The 18,390-nt window shown below is 61.2% G+C and carries 16 protein-coding genes; 5 read left to right on the forward strand and 11 right to left on the reverse strand.

Features of this window, described 5'->3' with window-relative positions:
- Window positions 1-134 precede the first annotated feature (134 nt).
- Entirely contained in the window at window positions 135-1,127 is a 993-nt protein-coding gene (gene pilM / locus P3T18_RS35005) for a type IV pilus biogenesis protein PilM (protein WP_429304564.1), read from the reverse strand.
- A 253-nt stretch (window positions 1,128-1,380) separates the two neighbouring features.
- On the opposite strand from pilM, the gene P3T18_RS35010 reads away from it, so the two are divergent.
- Window positions 1,381-3,780 (forward strand): penicillin-binding protein 1A, encoded by a 2,400-nt coding sequence (locus P3T18_RS35010; RefSeq protein WP_429304565.1) that lies wholly within the window; start codon window positions 1,381-1,383, stop codon window positions 3,778-3,780.
- A 129-nt stretch (window positions 3,781-3,909) separates the two neighbouring features.
- On the opposite strand, the gene cyaY is transcribed toward P3T18_RS35010, so the two are convergent.
- Complete coding sequence (gene cyaY, locus P3T18_RS35015) at window positions 3,910-4,227, reverse strand: iron donor protein CyaY (RefSeq protein ID WP_429304566.1); 318 nt, start codon at window positions 4,225-4,227, stop codon at window positions 3,910-3,912.
- Between the two features lie 35 nt (window positions 4,228-4,262).
- Here cyaY and lptM point away from each other — a divergent pair, with 35 nt between their 5' ends.
- Window positions 4,263-4,601: an LPS translocon maturation chaperone LptM gene (gene lptM, locus P3T18_RS35020; RefSeq protein WP_429304567.1), complete on the forward strand. Its 339-nt coding sequence runs from the start codon at window positions 4,263-4,265 to the stop codon at window positions 4,599-4,601.
- A 9-nt stretch (window positions 4,602-4,610) separates the two neighbouring features.
- Window positions 4,611-5,873 carry a diaminopimelate decarboxylase gene (gene lysA / locus P3T18_RS35025; protein ID WP_429304568.1) on the forward strand — a complete coding sequence of 421 codons (1,263 nt, stop codon included), beginning with the start codon at window positions 4,611-4,613 and terminating at the stop codon, window positions 5,871-5,873.
- Between the two features lie 80 nt (window positions 5,874-5,953).
- On the opposite strand, the gene msrQ is transcribed toward lysA, so the two are convergent.
- From msrQ to P3T18_RS35050, 5 genes are all read right to left on the reverse strand, one after another.
- On the reverse strand, window positions 5,954-6,640 hold the full coding sequence (msrQ, locus tag P3T18_RS35030) for a protein-methionine-sulfoxide reductase heme-binding subunit MsrQ (RefSeq protein ID WP_429304569.1): 687 nt from the start codon (window positions 6,638-6,640) through the stop codon (window positions 5,954-5,956).
- A 17-nt stretch (window positions 6,641-6,657) separates the two neighbouring features.
- On the reverse strand, window positions 6,658-7,653 hold the full coding sequence (gene msrP / locus P3T18_RS35035; protein WP_429304570.1) for a protein-methionine-sulfoxide reductase catalytic subunit MsrP: 996 nt from the start codon (window positions 7,651-7,653) through the stop codon (window positions 6,658-6,660).
- Between the two features lie 197 nt (window positions 7,654-7,850).
- Window positions 7,851-9,056 carry a c-type cytochrome biogenesis protein CcsB gene (gene ccsB, locus P3T18_RS35040; protein WP_429304571.1) on the reverse strand — a complete coding sequence of 402 codons (1,206 nt, stop codon included), beginning with the start codon at window positions 9,054-9,056 and terminating at the stop codon, window positions 7,851-7,853.
- 4 nt (window positions 9,057-9,060) lie between these two features.
- Complete coding sequence (locus tag P3T18_RS35045; protein ID WP_429304572.1) at window positions 9,061-11,283, reverse strand: cytochrome c biogenesis protein ResB; 2,223 nt, start codon at window positions 11,281-11,283, stop codon at window positions 9,061-9,063.
- Window positions 11,284-11,482: 199 nt separating this feature from the next.
- On the reverse strand, window positions 11,483-12,136 hold the full coding sequence (locus P3T18_RS35050) for a c-type cytochrome (protein ID WP_429304589.1): 654 nt from the start codon (window positions 12,134-12,136) through the stop codon (window positions 11,483-11,485).
- A 217-nt stretch (window positions 12,137-12,353) separates the two neighbouring features.
- On the opposite strand from P3T18_RS35050, the gene yihA reads away from it, so the two are divergent.
- Both yihA and hemB read left to right on the forward strand, forming a co-directional pair.
- Window positions 12,354-13,007: a ribosome biogenesis GTP-binding protein YihA/YsxC gene (gene yihA / locus P3T18_RS35055; protein WP_429304573.1), complete on the forward strand. Its 654-nt coding sequence runs from the start codon at window positions 12,354-12,356 to the stop codon at window positions 13,005-13,007.
- A 247-nt stretch (window positions 13,008-13,254) separates the two neighbouring features.
- A complete protein-coding gene (hemB, locus tag P3T18_RS35060; RefSeq protein ID WP_429304590.1) occupies window positions 13,255-14,253 on the forward strand; it encodes a porphobilinogen synthase in 999 nt (332 codons plus the stop codon).
- 116 nt (window positions 14,254-14,369) lie between these two features.
- On the opposite strand, the gene dsbD is transcribed toward hemB, so the two are convergent.
- The 4 genes from dsbD to P3T18_RS35080 form a co-directional block, all read right to left on the reverse strand.
- A complete protein-coding gene (gene dsbD / locus P3T18_RS35065) occupies window positions 14,370-16,247 on the reverse strand; it encodes a protein-disulfide reductase DsbD (protein ID WP_429304574.1) in 1,878 nt (625 codons plus the stop codon).
- Window positions 16,240-16,551 (reverse strand): divalent-cation tolerance protein CutA, encoded by a 312-nt coding sequence (gene cutA, locus P3T18_RS35070; RefSeq protein WP_429304591.1) that lies wholly within the window; start codon window positions 16,549-16,551, stop codon window positions 16,240-16,242. Before cutA ends, dsbD begins: the two co-directional genes overlap by 8 nt.
- 212 nt (window positions 16,552-16,763) lie before the next feature.
- Window positions 16,764-17,156 carry a 50S ribosomal protein L17 gene (gene rplQ / locus P3T18_RS35075; RefSeq protein ID WP_008923330.1) on the reverse strand — a complete coding sequence of 131 codons (393 nt, stop codon included), beginning with the start codon at window positions 17,154-17,156 and terminating at the stop codon, window positions 16,764-16,766.
- A gap of 170 nt (window positions 17,157-17,326) precedes the next feature.
- A complete protein-coding gene (locus P3T18_RS35080; RefSeq protein ID WP_007730697.1) occupies window positions 17,327-18,304 on the reverse strand; it encodes a DNA-directed RNA polymerase subunit alpha in 978 nt (325 codons plus the stop codon).
- Between the last annotated feature and the right edge of the window lie 86 nt (window positions 18,305-18,390).

Here is an 18,390-nt window from a genome sequence, read left to right on the forward strand (position 1 = left end):
AGCACGGCGACGTCGCGCGAGCCTGGCTTCGCGCTGCCGCCATGGCAGCAGATTGAAACCGCCGGGCGAGCAACGCCATGCTGGCGCTGTCCGTGTGAATGGAGATGCAGACGCCGAAAAACGGACGGCACGCGTCATTCGAGCACCCCGCGTAGCGCGAGTCCGAATGCCACCGCCGCGAACGGCTCGTGCAGCAACGGGTCGTCCAGTTCACGGGCGAGGCCGCCGAGCGCCGCGCACTCGAACGGCATCACCGTGCAGCCCAATACATCGGCGATATCCGCCAATGAAAAGCCAATGCCGTCCAGAAGATCGACCTCACCGCTGAGCAACGCGCAGTCGAGTGCCGGACCGTGGACGAGATCGCGCAATGCATCGGCAAAATCCGAGTGCTCGGGCGCCGGATAACGAATCTCGCCTGTCACGCTATCGTCCACGATGCGCCAGCCGTGCACGCCGTCCGCGCCGATCCAGATCGCGGCGTACGGCGCATGCGGATCGAGTTCGTAACTCGCCGCGTATCGCATGGCACGCAGCGCGGCATGCGGCTCGCCGTCGATCGCGGTGAGCGAGATACCCGCCGTCGCCGCACACTCGATACGCGCTTCGAGATGTTGGCGCGCGGTTGCGGCAATCGTCACCATGCGTGCTGCGGGAGGCGTTTCGTCGACGAACCAGTCGACGGCCAGCGCATGCCGTTCGAGTCCCGCAATACGCTCGACCTCGCTCATCACCGCCGGTTCGAGTTCGGCCAGTTGATGACCGCCGCTGTCGCAGCAACCGCACATGGCGGCGAGGCGCGTGAGCGGCACGGTGGTGGTCAGCGTGGCCGACGCGGGCAAGGCCATCGCGCAGCGCAATGCGCTCGCCGCACACGCGCGCGGCAGACCGGCGAACGCGTCGCGCAAGCCGCGTGCAACGGCATACCGATCGACGATCTCCGTGCCGGCCACGGCGCCACCTGGAAGCGGCACGGTGCTGACATATTCGATTCGCAGCGGCGCAGTGGCGCGCGCACGCTGACTGATTACGACGAGTCGAACGGCCTGCGAACCCACGTCGATTCCCGCGGCAAAACGCTGCGTGCCGAATTGCATGCCCTCCAGCCATGAACTTCTGAACGTCATCACGTCCTCCTTCAGACTCACGCGACGAACGATTCGAACGCGATTGATGAGGAGGAATTGTGCTGAGCCGTGACGCCGCGCGACACTCAGCCAGATGGCTAACGTGATGTACAGCACGCCCCGCGAGCGATCAAAACGACTACAGTGAAGTCATTCCTGCGCAGCGGGCTGTCTTGTGAAGAAGTGTCAGTAAGCATGTCGAAAGCTGGAAAGCGGGACGGCTATAATCGCGGGACTGTTTTTTGGTGCACATATGCAATCCACGTCTCCTACGTCTCCACCGCCCGCGCCTCCCAAGCGCAAACGTCCGCTTTGGCTGAAGCTCATCATCGGGTTTTTCGGCCTGATCGCTGCCGGCGTCGTTTGCGTATTGCTGGTGCTCGGTTACGCGCTGGTGGTGGCAACGCCGAATCTACCGTCGCTCGAAGCACTCACCGACTATCGCCCGAAAGTGCCGTTGCGCATCTATACGGCGGACCACGTATTGATCGGCGAATTCGGTGAAGAGCGGCGCGACATCGTGCACATTCAGGACGTGCCCGACAGCCTGAAGAAAGCCGTGCTCGCCATCGAAGATGCGCGCTTTTACGACCACGGCGGCGTCGATCTCACGGGTATTGCACGCGCCGGTTTCGTGGCCCTGACCAACGGTCACGCCACGCAGGGCGCCAGTACGATCACCATGCAGGTGGCGCGCAATTTCTTTCTGTCGAGCGAGAAAACCTATACGCGCAAGATCTACGAGATGCTGCTCGCGTACAAGATCGAATCGAAGCTGTCGAAAGATCAGATTCTCGAGGTGTACATGAATCAGATCTATCTCGGACAGCGCGCGTACGGCTTCGCGAGCGCGGCGCGGGTGTACTTCGGTAAAGACATGAAAGACCTGACGCTGGCTGAATCCGCCATGCTCGCAGGTCTGCCGAAGGCGCCTTCGGCCTATAACCCGGTGGTCAATCCGAAGCGCGCAAAGATTCGCCAGGAGTACATCCTGCAACGCATGCTGGAGTTGAACTACATCTCGCAGGCGCAGTACGACGAAGCCAGCCAGCAGCGTCTGGTCGTGAAAGGTGCGGGCAGGGAATTCAGCGTACATGCCGAGTATGTTGCGGAAATGGTGCGCCAGATGATGTACGCGCAGTATCGTGAAGAAGCCTATACGCGCGGTCTGAACGTGGTGACGACGATCGACTCCGCCGATCAGGACGTCGCTTATCGGGCGCTGCGCAAAGGTCTGATGGACTACGAACGACGCCACGGCTATCGCGGCCCCGAAGCGTTCATCGACCTTCCCTCGGACGCCGAAGAGCGCGAGCAGGCCATCGACGACGCACTGCTCGAACATCCGGACAACGGTGAGATCATCGCGGCCGTCGTGACGGCGGCGAGTCCGAAGCAGGTGCAAGCCACGTTCATCGACGGCAACGTTGCGACCATTCAGGGCGACGGCCTGCGCTACGCGCAATTCGCGCTCGGCACGCGCGCGCAACCGAATCAGCGCGTGCGGCCTGGCGCCGTCATCCGTCTCGTGAAGAACGACGAAGGCAACTGGTCGATTACGCAATTGCCGCAGGTGGAAGGTGCGTTCGTTTCCGTCGTGCCGCAAGATGGCGCGATCCGTGCACTGGTCGGCGGCTTCGACTTCAACAAGAACAAGTTCAATCACGTCACGCAGGCGTGGCGTCAGCCGGGTTCGAGCTTCAAGCCGTTCATCTACTCGGCGTCGCTCGAAAAAGGCCTCGGGCCGGCTACCGTGATTAACGACGCACCGCTCTTTTTCAGTGCTGCGGAAACGGGCGGCCAGGCGTGGGAGCCGAAAAACTACGGCGGCGGTTTCGACGGTCCGATGACCATGCGCACGGCGCTGCAAAGATCGAAGAACCTGGTGTCGATTCGTATCCTGAACCAGATCGGCACGAAGTACGCGCAGCAATACATCACGCGTTTCGGCTTCGACGCCGATCGTCATCCGGCCTATCTGCCGATGGCGCTCGGCGCGGGACTCGTCACGCCCTTGCAGATGGCGGGCGCGTATTCGGTGTTCGCCAACGGTGGCTACCGCATCAATCCTTATCTGATCGCCGAGGTCACGGATCAACGCGGCATCGTGGTCGCGCACGCGCAACCGCTCGTCGCCGAACAGAGCGCGCCGCACGCCATCGAACCGCGCAATGCGTACGTGATGAACAGTCTGCTTCAGAGCGTCGCGCAACGCGGCACGGGCGCAAAGACCAATGTATTGAAGCGCACCGATCTCGGCGGCAAAACCGGCACGACGAACGACTCGCGCGATGCATGGTTCGCTGGATATCAGCACACGCTCACGGCGATCGCCTGGATCGGCTACGACAACCCGCGCACGCTCGGCGACAAGGAAACGGGCGGCGGTCTGGCGCTGCCGGTGTGGGTCGAATACATGGCGCGCGCGCTCAAAGGCGTGCCCGAGTACAAGATGCCGAAACCGCAGGACGTGGTCGATATCGGCGCAGAGCTGTATTTCGAAGACTTCACACCGGGTAACGGCTTCGTGTCGACGGTCGGCGTCAGTCAGGCGTCACTGGACGCCGCGGCGAGCGGTGCGTCGGCGGTGGCGCCCGAGCAGGTCGGCGAGCAGGAAAAGCAGGACATCATGAATCTTTTCCGCGGACACTGAAGCCCGGACGCGCCGGCACGGGCGTCCAGCAAGCCGCTGAAAAACAAAAACCGCCGCGCTCGATGCGCGGCGGTTTCGTTTTCAGGCTTCGTTTCGAGGCTTCGTTTGCGGTTCGATACGACGCGCTTTTTACGCTTCGAAGTGAACCGGTTCGCCCGCCTGTTGCGTCGCGTACTCGGACAGCGCGGCGAAAAATTCGGTGCCGCTGCGCGTGTCGCGCCACTCGCCGTCCACGAAACGGAAATGGAAACCGCCTGCTTTTGCCGCGATCCAGATCTCGCTCATGGGCGGCTGCAGGTTGACGATGATCTTCGAGCGGTTCTCGAATTCGAGCGTCAGGACGTTGCCGCTACGCTCCAGTTCGATGTCGACGTCGGTGTCGTCCAGTGCGCGCTCGATGGCGGCTAGTGCGGCTTCCGCGCGGGTCAGGTAATCACTATCGGACATGCTAAACTCCATCGATTATTTATTCAGGGACAGTCATGCGAGTCGTCACTCGGATGCGCGCGGCGGCGCCCGGCCGCGCGATTGTAGCGGTTTTAGCCATTCTCGCAGGTTGTGCGCTCGGCGGCTGCGGGCAACGCGGTTCGCTCTATCTGCCCACCGTACCGCCGCTACCGGCCAAACCGATCGATCGCACGCAGCCCTCGCCGGATGAAGTGAAACCCGGCGCCGAGACGGCCACCGAAACCGGCACGGTTCCGGACACCTCCGGCACGCCGCTTTCGTTGGCGCCCGAAACCGAACTCGCCGCGCCGCCCGCTTCGGCATCCGGTACTTCGGCTCCGCAGCCTGCTTCCGCAGCCACACCCGTTCAATAAGACTTTCGCATGACTCGATCCGCATTTGATTACGTCGACGGCGTTCTGCACGTCGAAGACGTATCCGCCGTCACACTCGCCGAGCAGTTCGGCACGCCGCTATACGTGTACTCGCGCGCCGCGCTCACCGCCGCCTGGAACGCCTATGCCGGCGCGTGCGCCGGTCGTCGCGCAACCGTGCACGTGGCCGTCAAAGCCAACAGCAATCTCGCGGTACTGAACGTTTTCGCTCGCCTTGGCGCCGGTTTCGACATCGTGTCGGGCGGCGAACTGGCGCGTGTGCTGGCCGCGGGCGGCAAAGCGGAAAACACCGTATTTTCCGGCGTCGGCAAGAGCGCGGACGAGATGCGCGAAGCACTGGCCGCAGGCGTCAAATGCTTCAACGTCGAATCGATTCCCGAACTCGACCGCCTGAATGCCGTGGCCGCAGAGATGGGCAAGAAGGCGCCGGTTTCGCTTCGCGTGAACCCCGACGTCGACGCGAAAACGCATCCGTACATTTCCACCGGTCTGAAGTCGAACAAGTTCGGCGTCGCTTTCGACGACGCGCGCGCAACGTATCGCACGGCAGCGGCCATGAGCAACCTCGACGTGGTCGGCATCGACTGCCACATCGGTTCGCAGATCACGGAAGTGTCGCCCTATCTCGACGCGGTGGACAAAGTGCTCGAACTCGTCGAGCAGATCGAGCAGGACGGCGTGAAGATTCGTCACATCGACGTGGGCGGCGGTCTAGGCATCACGTACGACGACGAAACGCCGCCGGACATCGGCGATTTCGTGCGCACCGTGCTCGATCGCATCGAAGCGCGCGGTCATGGTCACCGCGAAGTGTATTTCGAGCCGGGCCGTTCGCTGGTCGGCAATGCCGGCGTGCTGCTCACGCGTCTCGAGTTTCTGAAGCCGGGCGCGGAAAAGAACTTCGCCATCGTCGACGCAGCCATGACAGACCTCGCGCGTCCCGCCATGTACGAGGCCTATCACGCTATCGACGCCGTGCTGAAGCGCGACGTGCCGGCCCATGTCTATGACGTAGTCGGTCCGGTTTGCGAAAGCGGCGACTGGCTGGGTCGTGAGCGTCTGCTTGCCGTCGAACCCGGCGATCTGCTGGCCATCCGTTCCGCGGGCGCATACGGCTTCGTGATGAGCTCGAACTACAACACGCGTCCGCGCGCCGCCGAAGTGATGGTGGATGGTACACAGGCGCATGTCGTCCGCGAGCGTGAAGAGGTCAAGCAGCTATTTGCGGGTGAAAGCATCCTGCCGGCGTAAACGTCCCGATACATCGACAAAAAAGGCGATGCCACTGCGGCATCGCCTTTTTTCTTTTGCCGCGGCCAATCACGGCAGACTTACTGCTTCCGGCGCACGCCGCCCGCGCCGCGCTCACGCAGCCATGCGATCAACCGCCAACCCAGCAACACCACCATGATTGCGCCGTAGATCTTCGGCAACACCAGGTCGTGCTTGCCCGCTTTCATCCACCAGAAGTGCAGGATCGCCAGTGCGCCGATCGGATAGATCGCACGATGCAATGTTTGCCAACGCCGCCCGAGTTTGCGCACCATCGCGCGCGGCGACGTGACGGCCAGCGCGATCAACAACACGAACGCAGCAAAGCCGACGGTGATGAACGGGCGCTTGCCGATGTCTTTGAGAATGGCGGCGACATCGAACCACTTGTCGAACCAGAGGTAGGTGGTGAAATGCAGCGTGGCGTAGAAGAACGCGTAGAGCCCGAGCATGCGCCGAAAGCGCACGAACGCGGCGATGCCGGTCAGCCGGCGCAGCGGCGTCACGGCCAGCGTGATGCAGAGAAACACCAACGTCCAGAGGCCGGTCGAACGCGTGATGAATTCGATCGGATTGGCGCCGAGGCGATCGGTCAACCCGAACAATACGATGCGCGCAAGCGGATACCACGACGCGATGAATACCGCGATCTTCGCCGGCACGACCCAGCGCGCGCCGCCCGGTGTGCGTCGCGCCGCGGTTGCCGTGCGCTCGGTGGAAGCGGCAGTTTGGGAATTCGAAGGCATGATCGTCGCGCCGCCGCTCAGAAGTTCTTCTTCAGGTCCATGCCCTGATAGAGCGATGCCACCTGATCCCCGTAGCCGTTGAACATCAACGTCTTGCGTTTGGGCGTGAAAAAGCCGTCTTCGCCGATCCGCCGCTCGGTTGCCTGGCTCCAGCGCGGATGGTCGACGTTCGGGTTCACGTTCGAATAGAAACCGTACTCGTTGGATGCGTAGGTGTTCCAGCTCGTAGGCGGTTGCTTCTCGATGAAGCGAATCTTCACCAGCGACTTCGCACTCTTGAAGCCGTACTTCCACGGCACGACGACCCGGACCGGCGCGCCGTTCTGGTTCGGCAAAACCTGGCCGTAAAGGCCCATCGTCAGGAACGTCAGCGGGTTCATCGCTTCGTCCATTCGCAGGCCTTCCGTGTACGGCCAGTCCAACACCGGTTCGGACAAGCCGGGCATCTGCGACGGATCGGCCAGGGTGATGAACTGCACGTATTTGGCATTGGACGTCGGCTGCACGCGCTTGATCAGCTCCGCGAGCGGCACGCCGATCCAAGGAATCACCATCGACCATCCTTCGACACAGCGCAGCCGGTACACGCGTTCCTCCAGCGGAGCGAGTTTCAGCAATTCGTCGATGTCGTACACCTTCGGATTCTTGATCTCGCCTTCGACGCTCACCTTCCACGGATGCGGCCGCAAGGTGCCGGCGTTGTGCGCGGGATCGGCCTTGTCGGTGCCGAACTCGTAATAGTTGTTGTAGGTCGAGATGTCTTTGTAAGGCGTGACCTTGTCGAGCGCCACGAATTTCGGATTGGTTTTCGCCAGCAACTTTTGCGCTTTCGGATCAGCCGGCGGATAGGCGGCCAGCGCCTCACCGTTTGCGCCGATCAGACTGCCGAGCGCCAGCGCGCCGGCCGCCTGCAATACGCGCCGCCGGCCGTGGAAAACGTGTTGCGGCGTGATTTCGCTGCGCGCAATGTCGTCACCGAAAAGCTGAATTCTGTCGTTTCGCTTGATCCACATCGTACTGTTCCTTGCAGGCTCACCGTTCCGACTATGTTACGGGGCCAATTTGGGTTTCGCTCGTCCGGCTAGTCGGCGCGTCATCCATAGATACTCGTTTAGTGAACACAGTGGATGCAGTCAATATTCCGATCAGCCATAAAAAAACCGCCGGTGCGAGCACACGGCGGTATTTAGTCAGTCTGGGAAGCCAGTTCTTACAACTTGCCGTAACTGTGCAGGCCCGACAGGAACATGTTCACGCCGAGGAAGGCGAACGTGGTGACCAGCAGACCGGTCAGCGCCCACCATGCGGCGACGGCGCCGCGCAGCCCCTTCATCAGACGCATATGCAGCCACGCCGCATAGTTCAGCCAGACGATCAGCGCCCACGTTTCCTTCGGGTCCCAGCTCCAGTAGCCGCCCCACGCTTCCGCGGCCCACAACGCGCCGAGAATGGTCGCGATCGTGAAGAAAGCGAAACCGACGGCTATCGACTTGTACATCACGTCGTCGAGCACTTCCAGCGGCGGCAGGCGATCGGCGAGAATGCCGCGCTCTTTGGCGAGGTAAGCCACGCCGACCATCGCCGACAACGCAAAGCTGCCATAACCGATGAAGTTTGCCGGTACGTGGATCTTCATCCACCAGCTTTGCAGCGCGGGAACCAGCGGCTGGATCTGCTGCGCGTCGCGCGCAACCGAATACCACATCAGGAAACCGACCGCCGCGCTGATCACCAGCAGGACGAACGCACCCAGCGCGCGCGTGTTGTAGTGCTGCTCGTAATACAGGTAGAACAGCGCGGTAATCAGGCTGAACAGCACGAACACTTCATACAGGTTCGAGATGGGGATATGGCCGACGTCCGCGCCGATCAGGTACGACTCGTACCAGCGCACCATCAGACCGACGAAACCCATCAACACCGCCGCCCAGGTCATCTTCGATCCGATCGCGGCGCCCGTGGGCGAGCGCGACAGCAGGCCGATCCAGTAGAACACGGTGGCGAAGACGAAGAGCGCGCTCATCCACAGGATGGCGGACTGGCTCGACAGGAAGTATTTGAGGAAGAAAGCGTTGTCGGCGCGCGTCAGGTCGCCGTGGTAGATCTGGATGGCCAGCAGCGACAGCGCGGCAATGCCCACCATCAGCGGACGCACCGGCTTCCAGCGCCAGCCGAGCACCACGAAAACCGGCACGGCGCAGCAGAGCACCAGCTTGTCGTAGTAGTTCATGAACGGGTGATAGCGCGACAGCGCGAACCCGGCGCCCGCGACCATCGCGAGCGCGAATAGCCAGTCGACGATGCCGAGCCGTTTCAGGAACGGCCGTTCGTCGTACTGCGCGACATTGAGCGACTCGCCAGTCAGCGCCTTGGGACGGCGGGAAGAGGGAGATTGGGAAACCTGAGTCAAGTCCATGATCTTACCGGGTCGTATCTTGTGAGCGTGCGGACGGCGCGCCGGCATGGCCGGCCTGGTCGGAAGCGCCGGCGGCGTCGGATGCATCGGTAACTTGCGCGCCCAGCGCGGCGCCGACAGCGTCGCGCGTCTGGACGAACTCTTTCTCGAAGTCTAGCGTTTTGCGTGCGCTCGACATCGCCATCACGACGTTCGTGCCGTGATCCGTATCCTTGAGCCAGAACCAGAGGCGCCGTTCGCGAACGTAGAACATCGAAAAGATGCCCAACACGAGGAGCAGGCTGCCAAGATACACGACTTTTTTGCCCGGCGCGCGCGTCAACTGAAATACCGAAGCTTGCACCTGCTTGAATGAGTCGAGTTGTAAATAGACCGGCGAACCGTACAAAAAGCTGTCAGAAATTGCGTTGATCGAGCTTTGAATGAAACGGCTGCCCTCGGCATTGGCTTGCGCGGCGGGCTCGCCCAGTTTTTCACGCGACAGTTGCCAGAGGTCCCAAGTCGAGCCTTCCAGCATGCGCAGCAACAGGCCGGCCGCCTTCTCCTGCTCGCCCTTCGGCACCGAATGGTCGATGAAGCCGGCAATCGCCTGGAACCCGCCCACGGTCTGGCCGTCCGGTGCCTTGATGCTCGGATCGGCGCCGGCAAACAGGGTCAGGACGCGCAGCGCGCTTTCTTCCAGATGCTGTTGCAGTTCGGCATTCGAACCCGGTACCGAGCGCAGCGCGAAACGATGCGCGGCATCGGCGCGCGCGGCCGGATCTTCCAGTGTGGCGCGCAGGTTCATCCATTCCTTGACCGTGCCGCCGGTGTCGGCGGGAATGCGCAGGTAGCGGAACGGGTCGTCCGGATTCACGCGCATGCCGGCGAGGAACATCTTTTCGCCGGATACGTCGACCGGCAGCATGTAGTTGTTGTATTCGCGCGCCTGACCGTCCTTGCCACGAACCTTGTACTGCACCGACGGCCCGACGTTATGCAGATCGAGTGGATTCGAAGTTTTGGCGCCGGAGCCGAGACGCTCGTCGAATGCTTCCTTCAGCGTGCGGTGCTGGGCTACGCCGCGTGCGTCGTTCTGGCCGCTGCCATTCGAGACGTTTTCGACGTTGATGGCGCGGAAATCGGTGAACTCGACGGTCTGGCCGTCTGCCAGCGGCGTTGCGGAACTCAAGGGCGCGTTGCCGCCGATCGTGCCGCCGAACGGCGCGGTTTTTGCGCTCGCGCCGGACATCGGGAACGCGGTCATCTGCATCTGCGAGCCGCCGTCCTGGAAGCTCGATTGATAGATCGAGACGCCGTCGTAGGTGAACGGCTTGTTGACTTCGACACGCGCCGGAACCCGTGCGCCGGTCTTGTGATCGACCACGACGATGTCGCTGGCGAACAGCTTCGGCATGCCCGTCGAGTAATAGTCGACGATGAATTTTTCCAGTTCGATGCTGAACGGCAGGTCCTGGATGAGCGAGCCGTCCGGCTGGTTCAGAATCGCCGTCGACACGTGCTGCCCTTCCGGCACCCATGCATAGCCACGGAACGTCGGGTTCGATTCCGCCAGACGATGTTCCGGCGGAATGTCGTTGATAACCGTGTTGGCGCGGATCGGCGACTTGTCGAACAGCCACATTTGCAGCTTGATGGGCAGATTGCTGTCGAGCAGGCCGCCCAAGCAGATCACGACGATGGCAAGGTGAGCCGAGATATACCCGAACTTGGTCAGGGCACCGCGCTTGGCGGCGATCAGCGTTGCGCCTTCGGATTCGCGCGTAACGAATTTGTAGCCGAGCCGCGCGGAGAGTTTCGCGAGGATTGCCGAGGTTTGCGCGCGCGTGTCGTGCACGGCGAATTCACCCTTGTGATGGAAAGCGCGCAGGCTGCCTTCGCGAACCTTGTCCTTCCAGCTTTTTGCATCGGCGAGCATTTTCGGCGCATTGCGGATCACGCATAGCGACACCGACACCATCAGGAAACCGAGGATCAGCATGAACCACCACGAGCTGTACACCGTGTACAGACTCAGCGAGCGGAAGATGTCCGCCCAGAACGGACCGAACTGATTGACGTAGTTGGGATACGGATCGTCCTGCGTGAGAACGGTCCCGATGATGCTGGCGATCGACAGAATCACGAGCAAGGCGATCGCAAAGCGCATCGAACTCAACACTTCGATGATGCTGCGCGTGATGCGATTGCCCGACTTCGACTGCAAACCCGACGTGGTGACGCTCATTCATACTCCGACTGAACAGCAAAAAAGGGTGCAGGGCTGTCGTAGGCACGACGCCCTCACCCTTTTCTTGTTTTGTACCAGCCTCGTCGGGCTGGTTGCACTAACGTGCTAAGTGGTGAGAAAACACTGGGCTCCCCCAACTCTTCTCGTTTCCCTCAAACCGCGTAACGCACGACGCCAGTTCGAGGGGCGCTCCATCTTAATGCAAGCCCGCGATGTAATCGGCCACCGCCTTGATTTCCGAATCCGACAGACGCGTTGCGATGGCATGCATCGCCTCGTTGTTGTTGCGCGCGCCCGGACCTTGCGTGAATGCCAGCAGCTGCGCCACCGTGTACTCGGACCACTGCCCAGACAGGCGCGGATACTGGGACGGAATGCCCTGGCCGGTCGGACCGTGACAGCTTGCGCACGCCGGCACGCCCTTGTCGGCAATCCCCCCGCGATAAATCTTCTGGCCTAACGCAACGGTGTCTTTGTTATGCGCATAGCCTGGCTTGGGCGTCTGCGTCGAGAAATACGCGGCGACGTTGACCATGTCCTGGTCGGACAACGCCGCAGCCATACCCGCCATGATCGCATTGTTGCGCGCGGGCTGCTTGGCGCCCGGCTGCGTTTTGAAATCTTTGAGCTGTTTGACGAGATATTCGGGATGCTGGCCCGCCAGCTTCGGATAGGCACCGCCAGCACTGTTGCCGTCTGCGCCGTGACAAGACGCGCACACCTGCACCGCGATTGCTTGCCCCCGATTGACGTCCGGCTTTGCCGGATCTGCTGCTCGTGCCTGAATTGCCAAACCTGAAAGACCTGCCGCTACATGAAGCACCATCAGAGTCTTGCTCAGTCGATTCATTCGCACACCCTGTCTCGTCTTGTGGGATTTTAGAGGTTCTGCAAAATACGACGGCGACTGAGTGACCGCCAGGAGCCGCCAAGGCACGCGGGCTGGCCCCTCTCAGGTTTTCAGTAAACCATCGTATTGTACAATAACTCGCTAATCGCTAAGACGCCAGTCGGGCTTGACCCGTCCCCACTCCGGGTTCCCCGGCGTCTCGAATCCTGGCCCGATCATGTCCTTCCTGCTCCACCAATCCCGCTTTTTCACGACCGTCAATCACTTGCGTGATCTCCCGGCCACCGCACAGCCCGAGATCGCTTTCGCTGGTCGCTCGAATGCGGGCAAATCCACGGCCATCAATATCCTGTGCAATCAGAAGCGTCTTGCGTTCGCCAGTAAGACGCCTGGCCGCACGCAGCACATCAACTATTTTTCGGTTGGCAAGGCGGACGAACCGACCGCGCACCTGGTCGATCTGCCTGGTTACGGCTATGCGGAAGTGCCGGGCGCGGCCAAGGCGCACTGGGAAGCGCTGCTTTCCACCTATCTGCAAACGCGCTCGCAACTGCGCGGCATGATTCTCATGATGGACTCGCGTCGCCCGCTGACCGATCTGGACCGCCGGATGATCGAGTGGTTCGCACCCACGGGCAAGCCAATCCATACGCTGCTGACAAAGTGCGACAAATTGACACGGCAGGAGAGCGTCAATGCGCTGCGCGCGACGCAGAAAGGTTTGGCGGAATACAAGAGCGCCGGCTATCAGGGCGAACTCACCGCGCAGCTGTTCTCGGCGCTCAAGCGCGTCGGTATCGACGAGGCACACGAACTCATCGAAAGCTGGCTGATCCCCGACGCCAAGGGCGAAGCGGCGGCAACGCCGTAAGCCACTCGACATGGGCGCTTAGTGAAAAAGCGCCATTTCGACCGCCCATAAAAAAACCCGCCGCTTTAACGGCGGGTCAAACAGCCTAATCGAAAAACGACAGGCACCCGCTCAGGGAGGAGAAGCGGGGAGGTCAGCGCAAGGCGCCTTGCTCGATCGGTATGATATACCATTGTCTCGAAAAGTTTCCGGGAGCGGAGGCAGGCGTTACTTGTCCACTCCACACATCCACGATCTTCGATTCGATATGAGCTTCTACCCGCACTACCGTCCGCGCCGTATGCGCCGCGACGACTTCTCGCGTCGCCTGATGCGAGAAAACATCCTCACCACCAACGATCTGATCTACCCCGTGTTCGTCGTCGAAGGCACCGGCGTACGGCAAGCCGTCCCGTCGATGCCGGGCGTCGAGCGCGTGTCCGTCGATCTGCTGATGGGCGTCGCCGAGCAATGCGTCGAACTCGGCGTGCCGGTGCTGTCGCTGTTCCCGGCGATCGAGCCGTCGCTGAAAACACCGGATGGCCGCGAGGCGACCAACCCCGCCGGTTTGATTCCGCGCGCCGTCCGCGAGCTGAAAAAGCGCTTCCCCGATCTCGGCGTGCTGACCGACGTCGCGCTCGATCCGTACACGAGCCACGGCCAGGACGGAGTGCTGGACGAATCAGGCTACGTGATCAACGATGAAACCGTCGAGATCCTGCTCGAACAGGCTCGCGCGCAAGCCGAGGCTGGCGTCGACATCGTGGCGCCGTCGGACATGATGGACGGCCGTATCGGCGCGATCCGCGAAATGCTCGAGAGCGAAAACCATATTCACACGCGAATCATGGCTTATGCGGCCAAGTTCGCGTCGGCGTTCTACGGCCCGTTCCGCGACGCCGTCGGTTCCGCGACGAACCTCGGCAAAAGCAACAAGATGACCTATCAGATGGACCCGGCCAACTCGGACGAAGCGCTGCGCGAAGTCAAAGCGGACATCGACGAAGGCGCGGACATGGTCATGGTCAAACCGGGCATGCCGTATCTCGACATCGTTCGGCGCGTGAAAGACGAGTTCCGCTTCCCGACTTACGTGTACCAGGTGAGCGGCGAATACGCGATGCTGAAAGCGGCGGCGCAGAACGGCTGGCTCGATCACGACAAAGCGATGATGGAATCGCTGCTGGCGTTCAAGCGGGCCGGTGCAGACGGCGTGCTGACCTACTTTGCACTCGATGCTGCGCGCATCCTGCGGTCGCAAAAGTGAAATGCTGCGGCGCTTTGCTCAGCGCCGCTTTATTTGACGGTAAAAAAAATGGAGGCGGACCGCTGGGTCCTGCCTCCATTTTTTTGCCGTCCTTCCTGGGTGTTTGATGCCGCCTGTCAGGCCCCGGGAGCGCCAGCGCGATCGAGCGTACGCAAAAATTTGTCCGCGGATTCGTATCCGACCACTCGCAGCACTTCTTTGCCGCTTTGATCGAAGAAGATGATGCCGGGCGGCCCGAACAGGCTGAAGCGTTTGAGCAGGACCTGATCGTCGGCATTATTGGCGGTGACGTCGGCGCGCAGCAGGTTCATCTGCTTGAGTTTTGCCTGAACGCGCGTGTCGCTGAACGTGAATTTCTCCATCTCCTTGCAGCTCACGCACCAGTCCGCGTAAAAATCGAGCATGGCGGGCTGTGCGGCGGTTTTGACGGCCTGGTCGAGTTCGGTCGATGAACGGACGGCACCGAACGTCAAATCGCTCTGAGGGCTCGCATTTGGCTTGTTCGAGGCAACGTTTGCAGCGCCCGATTCGACGCCGCGAGCGGCCAGCACGGCCAGCGGCCGCAAAGGATCCGATGAGCCCGCGGCAAGTCCGACCAGCAGCGTAGCGGCCCAGATTGCCAGCGCGGCCCCGACACCACGGCCGAGCCGTCGCCACACCGAGGCGCCGGTCGACGACGCAGAAAAAAGACCCAGCGCGGCGGCGGCGATGAGCAGCCACAACGCGCTCAGCAACATCGTGGCGGACGCGCCGAGCACCGGCCAGACGATCCAGAGCGCGGCGGCGAGCAACACCACACCGAAAAAGACCTTCACGCCGTCCATCCAACTGCCGGCGCGCGGCAATAGCGTTCCGGCGCCCAAGCCGATGATCAGAAGCGGCACGCCCAGACCCAAGCCCATGGCGAAAAGCGCCGCGCCACCCAGAAACGCGTTACCGGTATGCGCGATGAATGCGAGCACGGCAAACAGCGGCGCAGTCATGCAGGCACCGACGACCAGCGCCGAGAGCGCCCCCATCACCGCCACGGCGGCGTACTTGCCACCCGAGCGTCCGTTCGACGCACGCGACACGCCGTCCTGCCAGCGTTGCGGCAAAGCGATGTCGAAGCCCGCGATGAGCGTCAGCGCGAAAAGCGTAAGAAGCACGCCGAAAACGCCGAGGACCCACGGATTTTGCAACCAGGCGCCGAGACTTTGCCCCACGAGCGCAGCGGCGATGCCGAGCGCCGTATAAACGAGCGCCATGCCAATGACGTACGCGAGCGACAGCGTGAAACCTCGGGCACGCGTCACGCGAGCGCCCTCGCCGATGATGATTGCGGACAAGATCGGAATCATCGGATACGAACAAGGCAGCAGGCTCAGCACCGCGCCGGCGACGAAGTACAGTCCGATGACCGCGAAAAACCCACCGCCCTGAAGTAGCGATTGCGCGTAGTCTGCGCTCGTGGCGCGCTCGTACCACGGCGCGTCGGCGGCTTGGGCTTGTTGCATCTGCTGCGTCACGGCAGCGGCTGTGCCCGCCGGTTGCAGAGCGGCGCCGCTCACGTGGTACACGCGCTCCATCGGCGGATAGCAGATACCGGCGTCAGCACAACCCTGTGAGGTAACGGCCAGATCGAACGGCCCCTGCGCCTGCTTGACCGGGATACGGATGGTCAACTCGTTGCGGTACGTTTCGACGTTCTTGTTGAAAGTCTGGTCGAACTTGACGTGGCCGGCCGGCAGTTGCGCTTCGCCGATCGTGCCCGAACCGTTGCGCGTCGCGAACGCAAAACGCTCGCGGTACATGTAGTAGCCGTCGGCAATCTTGTAGGTCACGTCGACTTCGCCCGGCTTCTCGCTCGCACTGAACTTGAAGGCCGCAGCGGGATCGAGGAAGTCGTCGGCAGCACGAGCGGGCAAGCTGAATTGCACGCCGACCAGGCAAACAATCAGAAGGAGAAGTGCACGTAACGCGTCATGCGTACGTCGCTCAAGACGGTTAAACATGGATAGGACGTTGTGTTTCAGCAATGACCCATTGGCCGAACGCAGCTGACGCCGTCGCTTGCCAGAAGAGTATTTCCGGGGTGTCGTAGGGATGATGCGACTGAATGTACTGCTCGAGTTCGAGCGCACGCGCTTCGCTGGTCTTGAAAAGGAGCTGAAACTCCTGCGCCGTCTCGACTGCTCCCTGCCAGTGATAGCTCGACTGGACGGCGCCCAGTTGCGTCACGCAGGCGCATAACCGGGCCGCCAACGCGTCGTCAGCGAGCTTCTTGGCCGTTGCGGCGTCCGGCGTTGTCGTCAGCATCAAGATCACGTTCAAAAAAGCTCCGGACATGCACGATTCGGGTGCCGTTATCGTATCACCTGGGACCATGCCGCTGCTGGCGCGGACGTCGCACTACCGGCGCTTTTCTCCCTGCAAGAGGGCTACGTGCATTGCCAGTCGCAGCGGCATAAGACCGGCCCCCCAAAAAAAAAGCCAGGCGCAATGCCTGGCTTTTTTCCGATACAGAAAGCTTATTCAGCTTCTTGAACTTCGGTTTCTTCAACTTCCGGACGGTCGAGCAGTTCGACCAGTGCCATCGGTGCATTATCACCAACGCGGAAGCCGAACTTCAGGACGCGCAGGTAGCCGCCCGGACGGGTAGCGTAACGCGGGCCCAGCACTTCAAACAGCTTCGTGACCGAGTCACGATCGCGCAGGCGATTGAACGCCAGACGACGATTTGCCAGCGACGGCTTCTTGCCGAGCGTGATCAGCGGCTCGACAACCTTGCGGAGTTCTTTTGCCTTCGGCAGCGTGGTCTTGATGACTTCGTGCTCGATCAGCGAGTTGGACATGTTACGGAGCATTGCCAGACGGTGGCTGCTCGTGCGGTTCAGTTTCCGCAGACCATGACGGTGACGCATGTTAATTCCTTTGATTCAAAGTTTTGGTCCAGCTCTTCTATCGCGCTCAATTCCTAACCGAAAAAGAGTGCACGGGCCGGTAGTTAAAAAAGACAAGACGCGGATTTTAAAGGAAAATCCGCGTCTTTGCCAGTACAGCGGACGGGTTCAATCCCGACGTGACGACTCGATTACTTGTCCAGACCTGCAGGCGGCCAGTTTTCGAGCTTCATGCCGAGCGTCAAACCGCGCGACGCCAACACTTCCTTGATTTCGTTCAGCGACTTGCGACCCAGATTCGGGGTCTTGAGCAACTCATTTTCCGTGCGCTGGATGAGATCACCGATGTAGTAAATGTTCTCGGCCTTCAGGCAGTTCGCGGAACGAACCGTCAGTTCGAGATCATCGACCGGACGCAACAGGATCGGGTCGATCTGCGGCGCACGCGACGGTGCTTCTGCCGCTGCTTCCGTGCCTTCCAGAGCAGCAAACACCGACAACTGATCAACCAGAATGCGAGCCGATTGACGGATCGCTTCTTCCGGCGAGATCACGCCGTTGGTCTCGATGTTCATCACGAGCTTGTCGAGGTCGGTACGCTGTTCGACGCGAGCGCTTTCAACAGCGTAGCTCACGCGGCGAACCGGCGAGAACGATGCGTCCAGAACAATACGGCCGATGATTTTGGCCGACTCTTCGCCATAACGGCGCACGTTGCCCGGTACATAACCACGGCCCTTTTCGACCTTGATTTGTACGTCGAGCTTGCCGCCCTTCGACAGATGCGCAATCACGTGATCCGGATTGATCACTTCGCAATCGTGCGCGAGTTCGATGTCGCCAGCAGTGACAACGCCTTCGCCTTCCTTGCGCAGCGTAACCGTCACTTCGTCACGGTTATGCAGCTTGAATACGACACCCTTCAGGTTCAACAACAGGTTGACTACGTCCTCTTGCACACCGTCCAGCGTCGAATATTCATGTACGACGCCCGCAATCGTCACTTCGGTCGGCGCATAGCCAACCATTGACGACAGCAGCACGCGCCGAAGCGCGTTACCCAAGGTGTGGCCGTAACCGCGTTCAAACGGTTCCATGACCACTTTCGCATGGCTCTCACCAAGCGATTCAACAGCGATGATCTTGGGCTTCAACAAACTGGTTTGCATAGGTTTTCCTTTTCAATACCCTCGGCTCGTTACACCGATAAGGCTGACCGGTAACAACCTGAAAATAAACAGCCGAGACGCCCCCT

Origin of the sequence: Paraburkholderia sp. GAS199, assembly GCF_050436585.1 — a bacterium.
Lineage (GTDB): Bacteria > Pseudomonadota > Gammaproteobacteria > Burkholderiales > Burkholderiaceae > Paraburkholderia.